Below are 15,467 nucleotides of genomic sequence, written 5' to 3' on the forward strand. Positions count from 1 at the left end.
TGGGAGTTACTCCCGGCCGGGTGCACGCTTGCGGTTACGCAGGGTGAGCCATGCGCCACCGCCGATCAGCGCCAGCGCCAGACCGGCGAGCCAGATGACGTTCGCGCCGGTTACCGGCAGGGACGATGACTGGTCCGGTTTGGCCTGAGCAGGATTTCCCGGAGCAGGCGTGCCCGGAGCACCGTTGTGTCCACCACCGTTATTGCCGGGAGTGTTGTTGCCGGGAGTCGACACGTCGGTGCCTGGTCCTCCGGGTACCTCAGAGCCCGGCCACGTCGGGATTTCCCACGGCGGCAGCGGGATCGGGATCGGGATGATGATCAGCCCATTGCTGCTGGTTTTGTTCTCGAGTCCCAGGACCACCGACTTGTTTGCTTCGCCGGTGAGCTTGACGGAAGTTGCGGTCGGTTCGCCGTCGATATTCGAGACGTCCGCCTTGCCTTCCTTGACGCCCCAGATCACTTCACCCCACTTGACGTTGGTGACGTCAGTTTGAGCACCGGTTTCTGTGAAAGTGATGTCGGTGTTCAGCGGGAACTGGACCCGGCCGTCGATGACGGCTGCGTCGCACTGGGCGGTCGGAGTGACCGAAGCGCCCGGTCTGACATCGAGAACACAAGACCTCGCCTCATTGTCGATGTCCGTCCACGTAGCCGTGACCTGGAAGATCGTGGATCCGTCCTTTGCCACCTGGCCGCCCTTGGGGCCGGTCACGATCTTGTCGATATCCACCTCGGTGGTCGGGATCGGGCGGTTGTGGATCTCCACCACAGCCTTCTCACCGGCTACCGCCTTGACGGTGTCGCGGTATTCGGCGTCACCGGCATCCGCGGACACGTAGTAATACGGCCGCGCCCAGTCGATACCGGCCAGGGGCTTGGGGTCGACCTCGGAGAAGGTGATCACGGTGTTCCGCGGCACAACCTCGTCGGACGTCCAGCTCCAGTCGTTTCCGGCATCGAGGGTGATGGTCTGGCCCACTGCCGGGAAATCGGTTCCGGCGGGGAGCGCCGGATCGATTCCGTCGATACGGACCTCAAACGTCGCGCTGTCAGGCAGGTCGGCCTCGGGGGCGCGGACGGGGTTGCCGTCAGCGTCGAGGATGAACTTCGTGAATTCGACCGATCCGAATTTCCACAGCGCCTCGTTCGACAGCGTGATCAGTCGACCGTCGGTCGGGTCGTCGGAGACTATGCCCGTCGCGATGCCGTCGAGGTTCGAATGCAGCCACGATTCGCCTTCCGGGCTGGTTCCCCAGGAGATCGTGCCCCACTCGACTCCGTCGACATCGGGACGGCCGGTCTCGGTGAAGGTCACCTCGGTGCCGACGGGGAGGTCGACGCCGAGCGGTGTGGTCTGTCCCTGCTTGACGCTCAGCACCTGGGTGCGGTATTCCACACCGTCGCGCCAACGCGCCTCGACCGTGAACTCCACGTCGTCGCCGACGGCCTCGGCGGCCTCACCGCCGACCTGCTTTGCGATGCGCAGAGTGCCGTCGTTGACGTCGACGAAGTTCGACACCTCGATCTTGCGCAGATCCTTGCCGATGGTCACCACGGCTGCGTTGTCCGGATTGATCCTGACATTCCCGGAGTATGCGGGCACGCCATAGGCGAGACCGTCACCGTTTGCCGGAACCAGCTCTGTCAGTGTGACTTCGGTGCCGCCGGGCAGGTTCTCGCCGAACGGAACCGCGGTGCCGTCGGACGGAAGAGACAGTGTCTTGCTCTGCGGTTTGTCGTCCGTATCGAGCCAGGTGGCAATCACGTCGAAGCTCGCCGGTACGGCCCTGTCGAACGCCTTCGGGCCCGTGAGTTTCTTGCTCACTTCGAAGGTGCCTTGCGTGATCTTGGCCTCGTTGGTGACGGAGACCGTGTTCGCCGACGCATCGGTGCCGATGGTGAGCATTTTCGGGTTGATCACCGGCTCCGACCAGGTCACGAGGTCGGTGTTCATCGGTTGTACCTCGGTGAAGGTGACTTTCGCTCCGATGGGCAATTTGCCCAGTTCGTAGTGCTGACCGTCCTTCAGAGTGAATTGACGCAACTCGTTGCCGGCGGCGTCGTCACCAAAGGCGATCTCTGCGTTGACGACGAAAGCCTCGAGTCCCGTGCGCGCTCCGTCACCGATGACGGACTTGGTGATCCGCGCCGATCCCAGACTCGCTTTGTTGAGCAGTGTGACACCGACATTGCTCTTCGGCGTGATGGTCACCAGCGCCTCGGTGCGGTCCCCGTTGAGCGTCACACCCTCTGACGGGCGGAAAGTCCCTCTCTCGAAATACACACCGTCAACGGTGGGGAGGTTGATCTCGGACAGTCGGATCTGCCAGCCGGTTCCGCGGGGGTTGATCCCACTGACCGGTGTCCCGTCAGCCTTCACCTTGATCTCGTAGGAGCTCACCGGGGCGTCGGTCGCTGGGATTTGCCCGGGGGCGAACTCCTCGACTTTCACGGTGAACTCGGTGTCTTGCGGGAATTTCTCGGAGAAGGGAGCGATCTCCTTCAGAAGCGAGAACGAGCCCCGCGACACACCTTGACCGGTGCCGCCACCGCCCCATTCCTGCTTGACACTCTGCGTCGACTGAGTCTTGCCGTTGTAGAAGACCGAGTTCCCGTAAACCGTGCCGCGCTGATCCAGCCCACCGCTGCTGGTGCAGAGGGTGTATTCGACGTAATAGCGTGTCTCACGGTTGTAGTCGCCCGCGTCCTTCGGGAGGGTGATGGCAATCCCGTTGTCGCCGCTGCGTGTGACCGTGGTGCCCGCGGTGATGTCCGTCCCGCCCTCTTTTGCAAGGAAGTCGCGCGCGGTGACCTTGAAATTGAGGTCCTTCTTCAGATCGCCGCTGACATCACACACCGCCAAGCTGTCGGAGAACGTGTCGGTGATGACCGCCGGTGCGTCGAGGCCCTCGAGGGTGTGCCCGGAGACCTGCACCTTCCAGTCGATGGTCGTGCCGGCAGGCTGCTTCTCGCCCGCGACGTCCTTCGGTTCGGTGTTGAGCGTGCCGGTCTTGCCGCCCTCGAACTTGGGCCCCGTCACCGAAGCGTCTTTGGAGATGCCGTTGACGACCGCCGTATTGGTGAACACATCAGAGGAGTCCGGCACCTCCTTCTCGATCACACAGGACCGGAACTTCACGTAGTAGTACTGCGTCGAGTCTTGCTTGATCTTTTCCTTCGGCGTGATGGTCATGCTGAAGGATTGGGCACTCGCCGTGGCACCGGAAGCGTCGATGTCGAACTCGGAGGTGACGTTGACGTGGTTGGTTGTTTCACCGTTCAGCCCGGGTAGACGGTTCGCGCGCCAGACCGTCGGGACGAGGCCGCCCTCGCAGACCTCGTGATTGGCGCCGAGAGTCTCCTTGATGATGACTTTCTGGTCGGGGAGGCTCGCGATGAAAGTGCCCGGAAGCGTTATGCTCCAGTCGATCTCGCTGTACCGGGTGCCCCCGGCCCAACCGCCGGACTTCGACGGCCCGGTCTGTGGCGACCAATCCTGGCCGACGCCTGCCGCGCCTACGGTGTTCCCGCCGATGGTCACGGAGTTGTCGTAGACGGTGCCCGTGTTGTCCACTTCGCCGCTGGTTGTGCACGAGGTGTACTCGATGCGGTAGAGCTTGTTTCTTTCGAAGGGGCCGCCGTTGTCGAGCGCGATGCTGACTGGATCTCCAGCGGCACTCTGGGTGACGGTGACGCCGCCTGCGACCGGCTTGAGATCGTTCGGGCGACCGGACAACAGCTTCGCGTTGAGCAGGTTGCCCGTACACAGCTTCATGTTCTCTGAGAGCGCGTCGCTCAGGGTCACCGAACCGGTGCCGCCCGCGTCCAGTGCGGCCAGATCGGCACCGGGAATGTCGATGGTCCAGCGCACAGACTGCTTGTTGCCCTGGAGTTGGCCGGACTTCTTGGCAGCGCTGATCACGCTGCCGTCGCTGATGCCGCCACCGCCGGGTAGCTCGTGCGTCACGTCGAAACTGCCGTTGATCGTGAAATCAACTTTCTCTTCGGTGGTGTACGCGACAGCCTTGGTGTAGACGAAGAAATCGCCCTTCACCTCGTCCGGGCGATCCGCCACGGCATCGGAGAGAACACACGTCATCAGATTGGTGGAAGCAACCAGATCGCATGTGCCCCAAACCGTCCCGTCGTCACCCTCGAGCGCGATCGTCGGGTTGGACTGGAGCTTCAACTCGTCAGGGAATCCGATGGTGAACTGGTCGCCCGGTTGCGGGCTCGCGCTTGACGCGTCCCAGGTGCCCTTCACCGTGACGGAGTCCCCGACCGTGATCTGCTGGTCGTTCTTTCCCTCGACCTGGACGTCGGTGATTTTCACATCGATGCCGGGATTGACTCCGCGTGCGGCCAGTCGCTGCGCCGCCACAGAAGTCGTAGACGGGGGCGCCGTGGTTGTGATCGGCGGTTTCGCAGAAGTGGGTGACTCCGACGTGGAAGTAGGCGGCGCCGTCGTTTTCGGTGGCGCCTCCGTCGTAGTCGCGGGCGGCTTCGTTGTGGTCGGAACTGTGGTGGTCGGACCTGTGGTGGTCGAGGTCCCGATGTCATCTGCTGAGGCAACTTGGACGAATGAGAACGACGATATGACCAGCGCCAGGACCGCAACGATCATCCCCAAAGCTGCCCACCGAGACACCACCCCCTCCCCGGCACGGCGTGGGAAGACACGGTTACGCATGACGAACACCTTTCGTTCAGAACACATGATTTGGGCCCCGTTTCCGGGGCCGTCGAATTGCGAAACGGGACCTTTGAGCAGCTCTGGAGCCTGGATGCGAGCGTTGGTGATTCTCAGGCGTCCTATTGCGGAGCCGAACAGTTGGTAATCGGACCTGGTTGGCGCCAGCGCAGACCGACGGCCGGCTCTGGGTAGGCCAGGAAATTCCAAGAAAGATCGACCGCCGGTATTACCTAACGCGACGACCTACGAGGTACTAAAGGCTGCGGCCGAGGATCTTTCCTGCGCGATTCATTGCAGTTCGGGCATGAGCACCATCCCGGATAGCAATAGCAACAGTGCGATGGCTCCGAGGGGGAGTCTTCGTGCTGCGTGCTTCGCTGCCGTGACGGTTTTCATGAAATTCCTTTCTTTGGCACAACGTAAAGAAATGTGCGCGGGGCCGTTCGCGAGAAGATGCAAATTCCGCGCAAACAACGCAGAAGGCGCAAACCGGGCGATGCGCAATCAGGAATCTAACACGAGCAAATCGCATAGCTGGACACGCCATGGACGTGCGTCCATGCAAGAAAAACTGCGCTTACCTGGGTATATCTATCTTCCGTTGATTTCTTTCAAGTTAACTGGCTGGTTCATCACAATTCGATCTCGACCATCAGTTGCATGCCTGCCTTGGCCCTTGTCGACAATCGGTGAGCGGCCGAGCCGAGTCGGCGCTGCTGTACCGAATGGGCCTTTATGCAGTTCACCGCCCCTTATTTGCTGTCGGAACGACAAGGCGTGGAGCGAATTATCTGTGCACACACGCTCGACATAAATGCAAATCATTTTTCTGTGTATAGGAGGAGGGTGAATTAGGGGGTGAATTCAGTCGCGCGTCATCGAAGCCCCTGTTCTGAAAGGATCCAGAGATAGGGGTCACATTAGATTCGTTTTTCTTAGCAGATTGGATTTCGGCCTGAGTTAACCGTCGCTAATGCTTCGGGGGCCGACATGGCATTTCGAGACGAAGAATCGCCCAGCTTTTCGTAGAAAGCCTTCGGTACGGTTACGTCAGTCCAGCTGATCACGCGCCGCAGCGACTTTTGGCGACGCTCTTGTGCGCACGGATGAGGCACTGCCTGGGATGTGAGTGGATCTCGGAAAATGCCACGTCGGAGGCTTCTTCGAAGATCTCGAGACCTCGCAAGTTCAGGTCGTTCTCGCGCATCTCGGCACGATGAAATGGCTTACTTTTCGAGCGCTTTCGATGCCCGGAGTCAAATGGTGACGGTCGTTGCGTAGTCGCTGACGGCGGATGCGGCCGGTTCGGTCGGTGCGCAGTCGCCACATCCGAGCAACCGCACCGAGTAGCCGCGAGGTCCCAGAGCCGGCGCCTCTCGCGGCTCCCTGGAAACTTCGAGAAATTAGAACTTCGAATCGAGTTCTCGCTCAACCATTCTGACGCAGCTTGTGTCAATGGTGCTACGCCCACGGCCGCCAGCAAGGTCCGACTACTCCGGCTGCTGTTACGCCCTGGGATCCGGAGCCCAGAGATTCTGTGACACTGTGCGGCGGCTCTGCTTAGCGTGTTGCATGCGACTCAGCCGGCAGTGGTGGATTCTTGGCTACCGGCTCGTTGTCGTAGAACTTCGTGAGACGACCTTTGCCACAGGGGAAGGGCTACAACGATTGGTCGGGTCCGGTCAACGAGGCGGGACCGGTCGTCGGGTGGTGTGCGCCGGTGAACCTCTCGACGACGGATACCACGACGATCGCGAGTGCCAGGATTCCAACGGTCCGGGCGAGTGACTTCAGGGTCTTCGGAAGTGCCTTCTTCATGCGTGGCAGATTACTGCGGACGGCACGTAATTTGTGGGCTAGGTTTCGGTCCGTATCGGACTGCTCTGCCCAGTGGCCGCTCGTCCACGCAGTGTGACTATCCGTGAATCAAAATCTTGTGGTGCCCCCGGCAGGATTCGAACCTGCGACCAAGAGATTAGAAGGCTCTTGCTCTATCCCCTGAGCTACGGAGGCGCGTGGAACATCATACTCGAGGGTTCGGGATGTGACGCGCGCCGCCCAACTCCGACGCGTTGTCGTAGTCGGTTCGCGAAGGTCCTACCCTTGAGGTATGGCTACACCCGACCTCGCGCCGACAGATTCCCCACCGGAGTCCACACAGCACAGCGGTGCACCCGCTTCTTCGACCGCGATATTCGTGGTCAGTGGACTCATCGCAGGGCTCACCGCAGCCGTCGTGGTGGGATTCTCCGCGTCGCAGGCACTGACTCTTCTGGGTATCCCGGATCCAGGTCCGATCACCACATACGGCCTCCCCGCGATGCGTGCACTGGGGGAGATCGCCGCGGTCATCGCGATCGGGTCACTGCTGTTGGCCGCGTTCTTCGTGCCGCCGCAGAAGTCGGGCGTCCTCGACGTCGATGGCTATCGAGCAGTCCGAACTGCATCGCACGCCGCGATCGTGTGGGCAATCTGTTCGTTCATGATGGTGCCTCTGACGCTCTCCGACACGTCGGGTCAGCCGTTCGCCGAAGCGATCAAACCGGCAAACCTCTGGTCGGGACTCGATCAGGTCGAGATCGCCGGCGCCTGGCGCTGGACGGCGATCATCGCGGTTGTTCTGGCGATCCTGGCCCGACTGACACTGCGCTGGTGGTGGACACCGCTCCTGCTGCTGGTCGGTCTTCTCGGACTGATGCCGCTTGCTCTCACCGGTCACTCGTCTTCGGGCGGCTCGCATGACATCGCTACCAATAGTCTGATCCTGCACCTCGTGGCGGCTTCGCTCTGGGCCGGCGGGTTGTTCGCGCTACTGGCACACGCGCGCCGCGGCGGCGATTACACCGACGTAGCGGCTCGACGCTTTTCGACGGTCGCATCCATCTGCTTCGTCGTCATGGGATTCAGCGGCGTCATCAACGCGATTGTCCGTCTGCCTCTCGACGACGTTTTCACCACGACGTATGGACGATTGATCGTCGCGAAAACGGTTGCACTGATCATCCTCGGGTTCTTCGGTTGGGCTCAGCGGAGTCGGGCGCTGCCGGCACTGGCGGAGAACCCGAAGAGTCGCTCTGCTCTGATTCGATTTGCCGGCGCTGAAACGATCGTGATGGCGGCGACCATCGGTCTCGCGATCGGCCTCGGTCGTACCCCGCCGCCTCCGCCGCTGTCGATTCCCTCGATCCCCGAGGTCGAACTCGGTTACAACCTTCCGGACCCGCCGTCGTTCATGGCGTTCGTGACGGACTGGCGATTCGACCTCATGTTCGGCACCGCCGCAATTGCTGCGGCGATTCTGTACGGCATCGGCCTGCGCAAGCTGGCCAAGCGTGGAGACTCCTGGCCCGTCGGCCGAACCATCGCCTGGATGAGCGGTTGCGCGGTGCTCCTGATCGCCACGTCGTCCGGTGTCGGCAAGTACGCGCCGGCAGTCTTCAGCGTTCACATGGGCGCACATATGGCGCTGTCGATGTTGGGCCCAGTCCTGCTGGTTCTGGGTGCGCCGATCACTTTGGCTCTGCGGGCGCTCGATCCGGCGGGCAAGGACGGCGTGCCAGGCATTCGCGAGTGGATTCTGACCGCGCTGCACAGCCCGTTCTCACGATTCATCACCCACCCGATCGTTGCGGCAGTTCTCTTCGTCGGCGGTTTCTACGCGCTGTATCTCGGCGGAATCTACGGCGCGACCGTCGACTCGCACAGCGCTCACCTGCTGATGAACCTGCACTTCATCCTCAGCGGCTATCTCTTCTACTGGGTGGCGATCGGAATAGACCCGTCACCACGCCAATTGCAGCCGGTGACCAAGCTGGCGATGGTCTTCGGCTCACTTCCGTTCCACGCGTTTTTCGGCGTGGCATTGATGAGCACCACCGCCGTCATGGGCGGCGCGTACTTCCGCTCGCTCGGACTCGGTTGGAACAACGACCTGATCGGCGATCAGCAGCTGGGCGGCAGCATCGCGTGGGCGACCGGCGAGATCCCACTCATGGTGGTCATGCTCGCGCTGCTGGTTCAGTGGTCGCGCAGTGATGGAAGGACCGCGCGCCGAACGGACCGTGCGGCCGAGCGTGACCACGACGCCGACCTCGCTGCTCACAACGCCATGTTCGCCGAATTGGCCAGGCGGGACCGCGAGGGGTGGAAACCGCGTGAGGCTGCTGACGCGGAGACTGCAAGCGAGGACTCTGCGGACGAGACACCCAGCGAGAAGAAATCCGACGAATCCTCCACTAGCACTTAGCTCCGACACTGCCCGGGCCGTTTGGCTCGGGCAGTGCTGTTTCTCCACAGCTGTCCCGCCGATGCACAGGTGGAAATCGAAATCCCGAGCCAGGCGTTTGCCGTTCCACAATCGAAACTGCCGACGCAGTGATCGGCCCCGCGGCAGTTGGCGGGTTCTGGAGTTCGAAGGGGGATCGGACATGTACGAAACGCATGCAACGGTTGTCGGAACCGTCATCACCAATCCGGTGAAGCGGCAGACAACCAATGGCGAAGAGGTGCTGAGCTTTCGGATGGCGAGCAACACGCGTCGCAAAGACGCGGTGACCGGAGAGTGGACGGACGGAGCGACCCTCTATCTCACGGTCAGCTGCTGGCGGCGGTTGGTCACCGGCGTCGGCGCATCCATCATGAAGGGTGATCCGGTCATGGTGGCGGGGGAGTTGCGCACCAACGAGTACACGACCAAAGAGGGTGTGCCTCGTTCCGATCTCGAGTTGCGGGCGACGGCAGTTGGCGCGGACCTTGCTCGTTGCATCTCGAAGATCGAGCGTCAGAGCAAGCCGACGTCGGCGGAGAATGTCGAGGACGCAGTCGACACCGTCGCTGCGTGAGAACTCAGATCGAGGGTTTCGGGCAGTCGCGGGGCCGAGAGTCGTGCCCCGCGTCCACTCGCTCGAGAAGTTCGGTGAGAGTTGCTCGCTCCGATTCGTCGAGGTCGTCGAACACATCCGAGGATTCTCGTCGTTGAGCTTTCGCGACGTCGGCAGCGAGGGTAGCGCCGGCGTCGGTGAGCTCGAGTAATACAGCTCGCCGATCGTTCGGATCGGGAGTGCGGCGCACCCATCCGGCCTCTTCGAGGGAATCCACGACGTCGGTCGCCGACCGCGGAACGATGCGCAATCGCTCGGCAAGAAACCCGAGTCGAACCGGCTCGCCCACTCGGGTCAGTACTCGCAGCGCTCGGCTTTGCGACGGCGAGAGACCGAATGGTTCCAGCGCTGCCACTTGGCGTCGGCGGATGAGCCGTGCCACGGACATCACGACGTCGGTGAGTTCGCGCTCTCGGGAATGCATGGCGTCAGTCTAGCGTTGTTGGTGTCAGCCTCATAGTGAGGTAACCTCATCAATATGAAACTAGGGTGAGAAAGCCTCCAGGAGGTAGAACGTGAAACCAGATCACATGCGAAACATCGAACGATCCGCTGTCGAGATCACTCCGGCGGACTCCGTACCGGCAAAGCGCGTACTCGGACTGTTCGCGCCGTATCGAACTCAGATCGCCATCGTCACCGCGGTCATCACACTCAGCGCGATCGTGGCGTTGGGCAGTCCGCTGCTCCTACGCGAAATGCTCGACAAGGCGATCCCGGACAAGAACCTCGGACTCGTCAGCGTTCTGGCCATCGGCATGATCGCCATTGCCGTGATCACGAGCTGTCTCGGCGTGGCGCAGACTTGGATGTCCAACAGCATCGGTCAGAAACTGATGCACCAACTGCGTGTGCGGGTCTACTCGCATCTGCAGAATCAGTCGCTCGGATTCTTCGCTCGAACCCGAACCGGAGAAGTTCAGTCGCGCATTGCCAACGACATCGGCGGTATGCAGTCGGTGGTCACCAACACGGCAACGTCCATCGCGCAGAATGCAACGACCGTGGCAGCCACCATTGTTGCTCTGTTCCTTCTGGATTGGCGGCTTGCCATCTTCTCGCTGGCGATCTTGCCGGTGTTCATCCGTATCGCACGCAAGATCGGTGACGAGCGCCGCAAGATCTCGGGTAAGCGGCAGAAGCTACTCAGTGATCTGTCGGTCCAGGTGGAGGAATCTCTCTCCGTCAGTGGCATTCTCCTCGGCAAGACGACCGGCGCGAAGTCGGCTCTGACGGATCGATTCACCGAGCGTTCAGCGGAAGTCGCGGACGTCGAACTCCGGGCCATGATGGCCGGCAAGTGGCGCATGGCGACCATGTCGATCACTTTCGCGGCCATGCCCGCACTGGTCTACTGGTTTGCCGGTTTCACTCTCGATCACGGCAACACCATCACCGTCGGCACCCTCGTCGCATTCACCACACTGCAGACCCAATTGTTCCGCCCCACCATGATGCTGCTCAACACGGGCGTCGAGGTGCAGAGTTCGATGGCACTGTTCAGTCGCGTGTTCGAGTACCTGGATCTGCCGATCGACATTGCGGATCCGGAAGAGTCGAAGAGCTTCGACCGCACCAAGATGTCCGGCGAACTTCGGTTCGACCACGTCGACTTCTCGTATCCAGGAACCGACAGCAAGACTCTCGACAACATCGACCTCACGGTCCCGGCCGGCGGAACCTTGGCGCTGGTCGGCTCCACAGGTTCGGGCAAGACCACCCTCGGATACTTGGCGGCACGTCTGTACGACCCGACTGCGGGATCGGTGAGAATCGACGACATCGATCTGCGGGACCTCGATCTGGCGACGGTCTCCGATCTGGTGGGCGTGGTGTCGCAGGAGACGTACCTCTTCCATACGACGATTCGTGAGAACCTTCGGTTCGCGAAACCCGATGCCACCGACGCCGAGATCGAGCAAGCAGCGCGCATCGCGCAAATCCACGAGTTCATCTCCGGTCTCGACGACGGGTACGACACCATGGTCGGCGAGCGCGGCTACCGATTCTCCGGTGGTGAGAAGCAGCGCATCGCGATCGCGCGCACAGTTCTGCGGAATCCGCCGATCCTGGTCCTCGACGAGGCGACGAGCGCCTTGGACAATCGCACTGAACGTGCGCTGCAGGACGCGCTCGACGAGCTGATGGTCGGACGCACCACTCTTGTTGTAGCGCACCGACTCTCCACGGTTCGAGATGCGGATCTCATCGCGGTCCTCGACCAGGGCGTGGTTGTGGAAAAGGGCACCCACGACGAACTTGTGCAACAAGGTGGGCGATACGCACAGTTGCTTGCGGCCTCGGGTAGCGACGCCGTCGAACTCCCGTCGGAACTGCAGACCGTGTGAGTGCAAGAAATATCGGCCATTTCACTTCCGCAAATTTCTAGAACGTGTTCTACTTTAATGGTCGTTGATCGACTATCAGTGGAGGCGGAAAGATCATGGGTCAGGTTCTGGACAACATCTCACAGTTCGCCGACGAGATCCGCGCCGACGGAGTCGAGGGCGACAAGCTGATGCGCTTGACGGACGGCAGCGCGAAGCGTTTGCGCGACGCCGGCGTCATCCGGATGTTGCAGCCGAAGGAGTTCGGAGGCCTCGAGGCGCATCCGCGTGAATTCGCCGAGACGGCAATGGCTATCGGTGCGATGGACGGTGCCACGGGCTGGGTCAGCGGCATCGTCGGTGTTCATCCGTGGGAGCTTGCGTTCTTCGACCGCAAGGCTCAGGAAGAGGTGTGGGGAACCGATCCTGATACGTGGATGGCGTCGCCGTATGCGCCGATGGGTGTGGCGAGGCCGGTCGAGGGCGGCTACATCCTCAACGGTCGTTGGTCGTTCTCGTCCGGTACTGATCATTGTGACTGGATCATGATCGGTGCGATGGTCGGTGACGAGTCCGGTAAGCCGTTGATGCCGCCGAAGATTCTGCACGTGTTGTTGCCGCGCTCCGATTACGACATCGACCAGGACAGCTGGAATGTCGTGGGCCTGCGCGGTACGGGGTCGAAGGATCTGATCGTCAAGGATGCGTTCCTGCCGACGTATCGGACTCTTGATGCGGGAAAGGTTTTCGACGGGACGGCGTGGAAGGAAGCGGGCCGTACGGAGACGTTGTACAAGTTCCCGTTCTCCTGCATTTTCCCGTTGGGGATCACTTCGTCGTTGATCGGTATCGCGGAGGGTGCGTTGGCGTGCAATATGGCGGCGCAGCGTGAGCGTGTGACGGTCAGTGGTGTTCCGATCAAGGAAGATCCGTACGTGTTGTTCGCGATCGGTGAGGCTGCGGCCGAGATCGCTGCTTCTCGGGCTGCGATCTTGGAGACGGTGGATCGTTTCTGGGACATGACGGAGAAGGGGCAGGAAGTTTCGTTCGAGCTTCGTGCGATCGGTCGGCGTACGCAGACTGCTGCGGCGTGGCGGGCGGTGCGGGCGGTGGACGAGATCTTTGCTCGTTCCGGTGGTGGCGCGTTGCAGTTGAACACGCCGATGCAGCGGTTCTGGCGTGATGCTCATGCCGGTCTCGCGCACGCGATCCATGTGCCTGGTTCCATTTTCCATTCGTCGACGCTCTCGCAGCTCGGTGGCGAGCCGAAGGGCATCCACCGGGCAATGATCTGAGCCGTCCTGGGGACACCTGGAGGTGTCCCCATCGCGGTTTTCGTGGGGGTCGATGAGCGTGTCGGCGAATCTGGTCGGTGACCTCGGACTGTCCGCAGAACCCGCATCGGTGTGAGCGTCAACGCGCAATGTGGGTTATAGGACAAACACCGATAGGCTGGCGGTCATGGCTGAGTTCATTTACACGATGAAGAAGGTGCGCAAGGCGCACGGTGACAAGGTCATCCTCGATGACGTCACGATGAGCTTTTACCCCGGCGCGAAGATCGGTGTCGTCGGACCGAACGGCGCTGGTAAATCCAGCATCCTCAAGATCATGGCCGGACTGGACCAGCCGGGCAACGGCGAGGCATTCCTGGCTCCGGGCGCGACCGTCGGCATCCTCATGCAGGAGCCGGAGCTCGACGAGACCAAGACGGTTCGCGAGAACGTCGAGGACGGTCTCGGAGAGACGATGGTCCAGCTCAAGCGGTACAACGAGATCGCCGAGCTGATGGCCACGGATTACTCCGACGAGCTCATGGAAGAGATGGGCGAACTGCAGGAGAAGCTCGATCACGCAGACGCGTGGGAGATCGACTCGCAGCTCGAGCAGGCTATGGACGCCCTGCGCTGCCCCCCGCCGGAAGAGATGGTCACCCACCTCTCCGGTGGTGAGAAGCGACGCGTTGCGCTCTGCAAGCTGCTGCTGAGCAAGCCCGACCTCCTGCTCCTCGATGAGCCCACCAACCACCTCGACGCCGAATCTGTCCTGTGGCTCGAGCAGCACCTCGCTGCTTACCCCGGCGCAATCCTCGCCGTGACCCACGATCGTTACTTCCTCGATCACGTCGCGCAGTGGATCTGTGAAGTCGACCGCGGACGCCTGTACCCGTACGAGGGCAACTACTCCACCTACCTGGAGCAGAAGGCTGCACGCCTCGAAGTTGCCGGCAAGAAGGATCAGAAACTGCAGAAGCGCCTCAAGGACGAGCTCGCATGGGTTCGTTCCGGCGCCAAGGCCCGCCAGGCCAAGAACAAGGCTCGTCTCGATCGCTACGAGGAAATGGCGAACGAAGCCGAGAAGACCCGCAAACTCGACTTCGACGAGATCCAGATCCCGGCACCGCCGCGCCTGGGTGACGTGGTCGTGGAGGTCTCGAACCTCGACAAGGGCTTCGACGGCCGCGTGCTGATCAAGGATCTTTCGTTCACGTTGCCGCGCAACGGAATTGTCGGCGTCATCGGCCCCAACGGCGTCGGTAAGACGACGCTGTTCAAGACCATCGTCGGTCTCGAGGAGCCTGACGCCGGTGAGGTCAAGATCGGTCAGACGGTCAAGCTGAGCTACGTCGACCAGAACCGTTCCGGAATCGACCCCAAGAAGACGGTCTGGGAGACCGTGTCCGACGGGCTCGATTTCATCGTCGTCGGCCAGACCGAGTTCCCCTCGCGTGCGTACATCAGCTCGTTCGGTTTCAAGGGCCACGATCAGCAGAAGCCGGCCGGCGTCCTCTCCGGTGGTGAGCGCAACCGCCTGAACCTGGCGATGACGCTCAAGCAGGGCGGCAACCTGATCCTGCTCGATGAGCCCACCAACGACCTCGACGTCGAAACCCTCGGCTCGCTGGAGAACGCTCTCGAAGAGTTCCCCGGCTGCGCCGTCGTGATCTCGCACGATCGCTGGTTCCTGGACCGCACCTGTACCCACATCCTCGCGTGGGAAGGTGGCTTCGGCGACAACGAGGCAGCTTGGTACTGGTACGAGGGCAACTTCGAGGGCTACGAGGCGAACAAGGTCGAGCGACTCGGCCCCGACGCCGCACGCCCGCACCGCGTGACTCACCGCAAGCTCACCAGGGACTGATCCGGTGTCCGACGTATACACAGCGCAGATCCAGGTCCGGTGGGGCGATTCCGACCGGTTGGGTCACGTCAACAACACGCGTTACGTCGAGTACATGCAGGAAGCTCGCATCCAGTTCCTGGAAGCGAAACTGGCGCCGCTCGGCGGCCGGCCGGGATACCTCGTGGTTCGAAAGATGACCATCGAGTTCCTCAAGCCGGTCACCGATCGGTCCGGTCCGTTGAACGTGGAGATCTTCACGACTCACGTCGGGACTTCCTCGTTCACGGTTCGGCACGTCATCCGTGACAACGCGGGTGTCGAATGCGCCTTCGGCGACGCGTTGATGGTCGGATTCGACACCGTGTCCGAAAAGTCCAGACCGCTGGCGGACAGCGAACGTGCGGTGCTCGAAGCATCGCTTGTTCAGATGACGACATCGTAG

Annotated in this window: 10 protein-coding genes and 1 tRNA gene; 6 read left to right on the plus strand and 5 right to left on the minus strand. The window is 61.7% G+C overall.

What is annotated here, in order from left to right; all coding sequences use genetic code 11:
• Window positions 1-6 precede the first annotated feature (6 nt).
• The 4 genes from AC2ETI_RS13175 to AC2ETI_RS13190 form a co-directional block, all read right to left on the minus strand.
• Window positions 7-4,626, minus strand: coding sequence for a DUF5979 domain-containing protein (locus tag AC2ETI_RS13175; protein ID WP_483634087.1), 4,620 nt, complete (start codon window positions 4,624-4,626; stop codon window positions 7-9).
• A 1,132-nt stretch (window positions 4,627-5,758) separates the two neighbouring features.
• Window positions 5,759-5,902 (minus strand): hypothetical protein, encoded by a 144-nt coding sequence (locus AC2ETI_RS13180; protein ID WP_021333432.1) that lies wholly within the window; start codon window positions 5,900-5,902, stop codon window positions 5,759-5,761.
• Window positions 5,903-6,354: 452 nt separating this feature from the next.
• Complete coding sequence (locus tag AC2ETI_RS13185) at window positions 6,355-6,513, minus strand: hypothetical protein (protein WP_259119225.1); 159 nt, start codon at window positions 6,511-6,513, stop codon at window positions 6,355-6,357.
• Between the two features lie 119 nt (window positions 6,514-6,632).
• Window positions 6,633-6,708: transfer RNA gene (locus AC2ETI_RS13190), tRNA-Arg, on the minus strand.
• Window positions 6,709-6,805: 97 nt separating this feature from the next.
• Here AC2ETI_RS13190 and AC2ETI_RS13195 point away from each other — a divergent pair.
• Both AC2ETI_RS13195 and ssb read left to right on the plus strand, forming a co-directional pair.
• Window positions 6,806-8,941, plus strand: coding sequence for a bifunctional copper resistance protein CopD/cytochrome c oxidase assembly protein (locus AC2ETI_RS13195; RefSeq protein WP_259119227.1), 2,136 nt, complete (start codon window positions 6,806-6,808; stop codon window positions 8,939-8,941).
• Between the two features lie 181 nt (window positions 8,942-9,122).
• Window positions 9,123-9,536: a single-stranded DNA-binding protein gene (gene ssb, locus AC2ETI_RS13200; protein WP_007733347.1), complete on the plus strand. Its 414-nt coding sequence runs from the start codon at window positions 9,123-9,125 to the stop codon at window positions 9,534-9,536.
• A gap of 4 nt (window positions 9,537-9,540) precedes the next feature.
• Here ssb and AC2ETI_RS13205 read toward each other — a convergent pair whose 3' ends face one another.
• Window positions 9,541-9,999, minus strand: a complete 459-nt coding sequence (locus AC2ETI_RS13205; RefSeq protein ID WP_020970009.1) for a MarR family winged helix-turn-helix transcriptional regulator — start codon at window positions 9,997-9,999, stop codon at window positions 9,541-9,543.
• Between the two features lie 106 nt (window positions 10,000-10,105).
• On the opposite strand from AC2ETI_RS13205, the gene AC2ETI_RS13210 reads away from it, so the two are divergent.
• The 4 genes from AC2ETI_RS13210 (at window position 10,106) to AC2ETI_RS13225 (ending at window position 15,467) form a co-directional block, all read left to right on the plus strand.
• Window positions 10,106-11,923 (plus strand): ABC transporter ATP-binding protein, encoded by a 1,818-nt coding sequence (locus tag AC2ETI_RS13210; protein WP_049940979.1) that lies wholly within the window; start codon window positions 10,106-10,108, stop codon window positions 11,921-11,923.
• A gap of 95 nt (window positions 11,924-12,018) precedes the next feature.
• Window positions 12,019-13,197, plus strand: coding sequence for an acyl-CoA dehydrogenase family protein (locus tag AC2ETI_RS13215; protein WP_020908243.1), 1,179 nt, complete (start codon window positions 12,019-12,021; stop codon window positions 13,195-13,197).
• A gap of 166 nt (window positions 13,198-13,363) precedes the next feature.
• A complete protein-coding gene (gene ettA, locus AC2ETI_RS13220) occupies window positions 13,364-15,043 on the plus strand; it encodes an energy-dependent translational throttle protein EttA (RefSeq protein WP_007730925.1) in 1,680 nt (559 codons plus the stop codon).
• Between the two features lie 4 nt (window positions 15,044-15,047).
• Window positions 15,048-15,467 (plus strand): acyl-CoA thioesterase, encoded by a 420-nt coding sequence (locus tag AC2ETI_RS13225; RefSeq protein WP_019749099.1) that lies wholly within the window; start codon window positions 15,048-15,050, stop codon window positions 15,465-15,467.

This window comes from Rhodococcus sp. MurmanLake-1 (genome assembly GCF_056945715.1).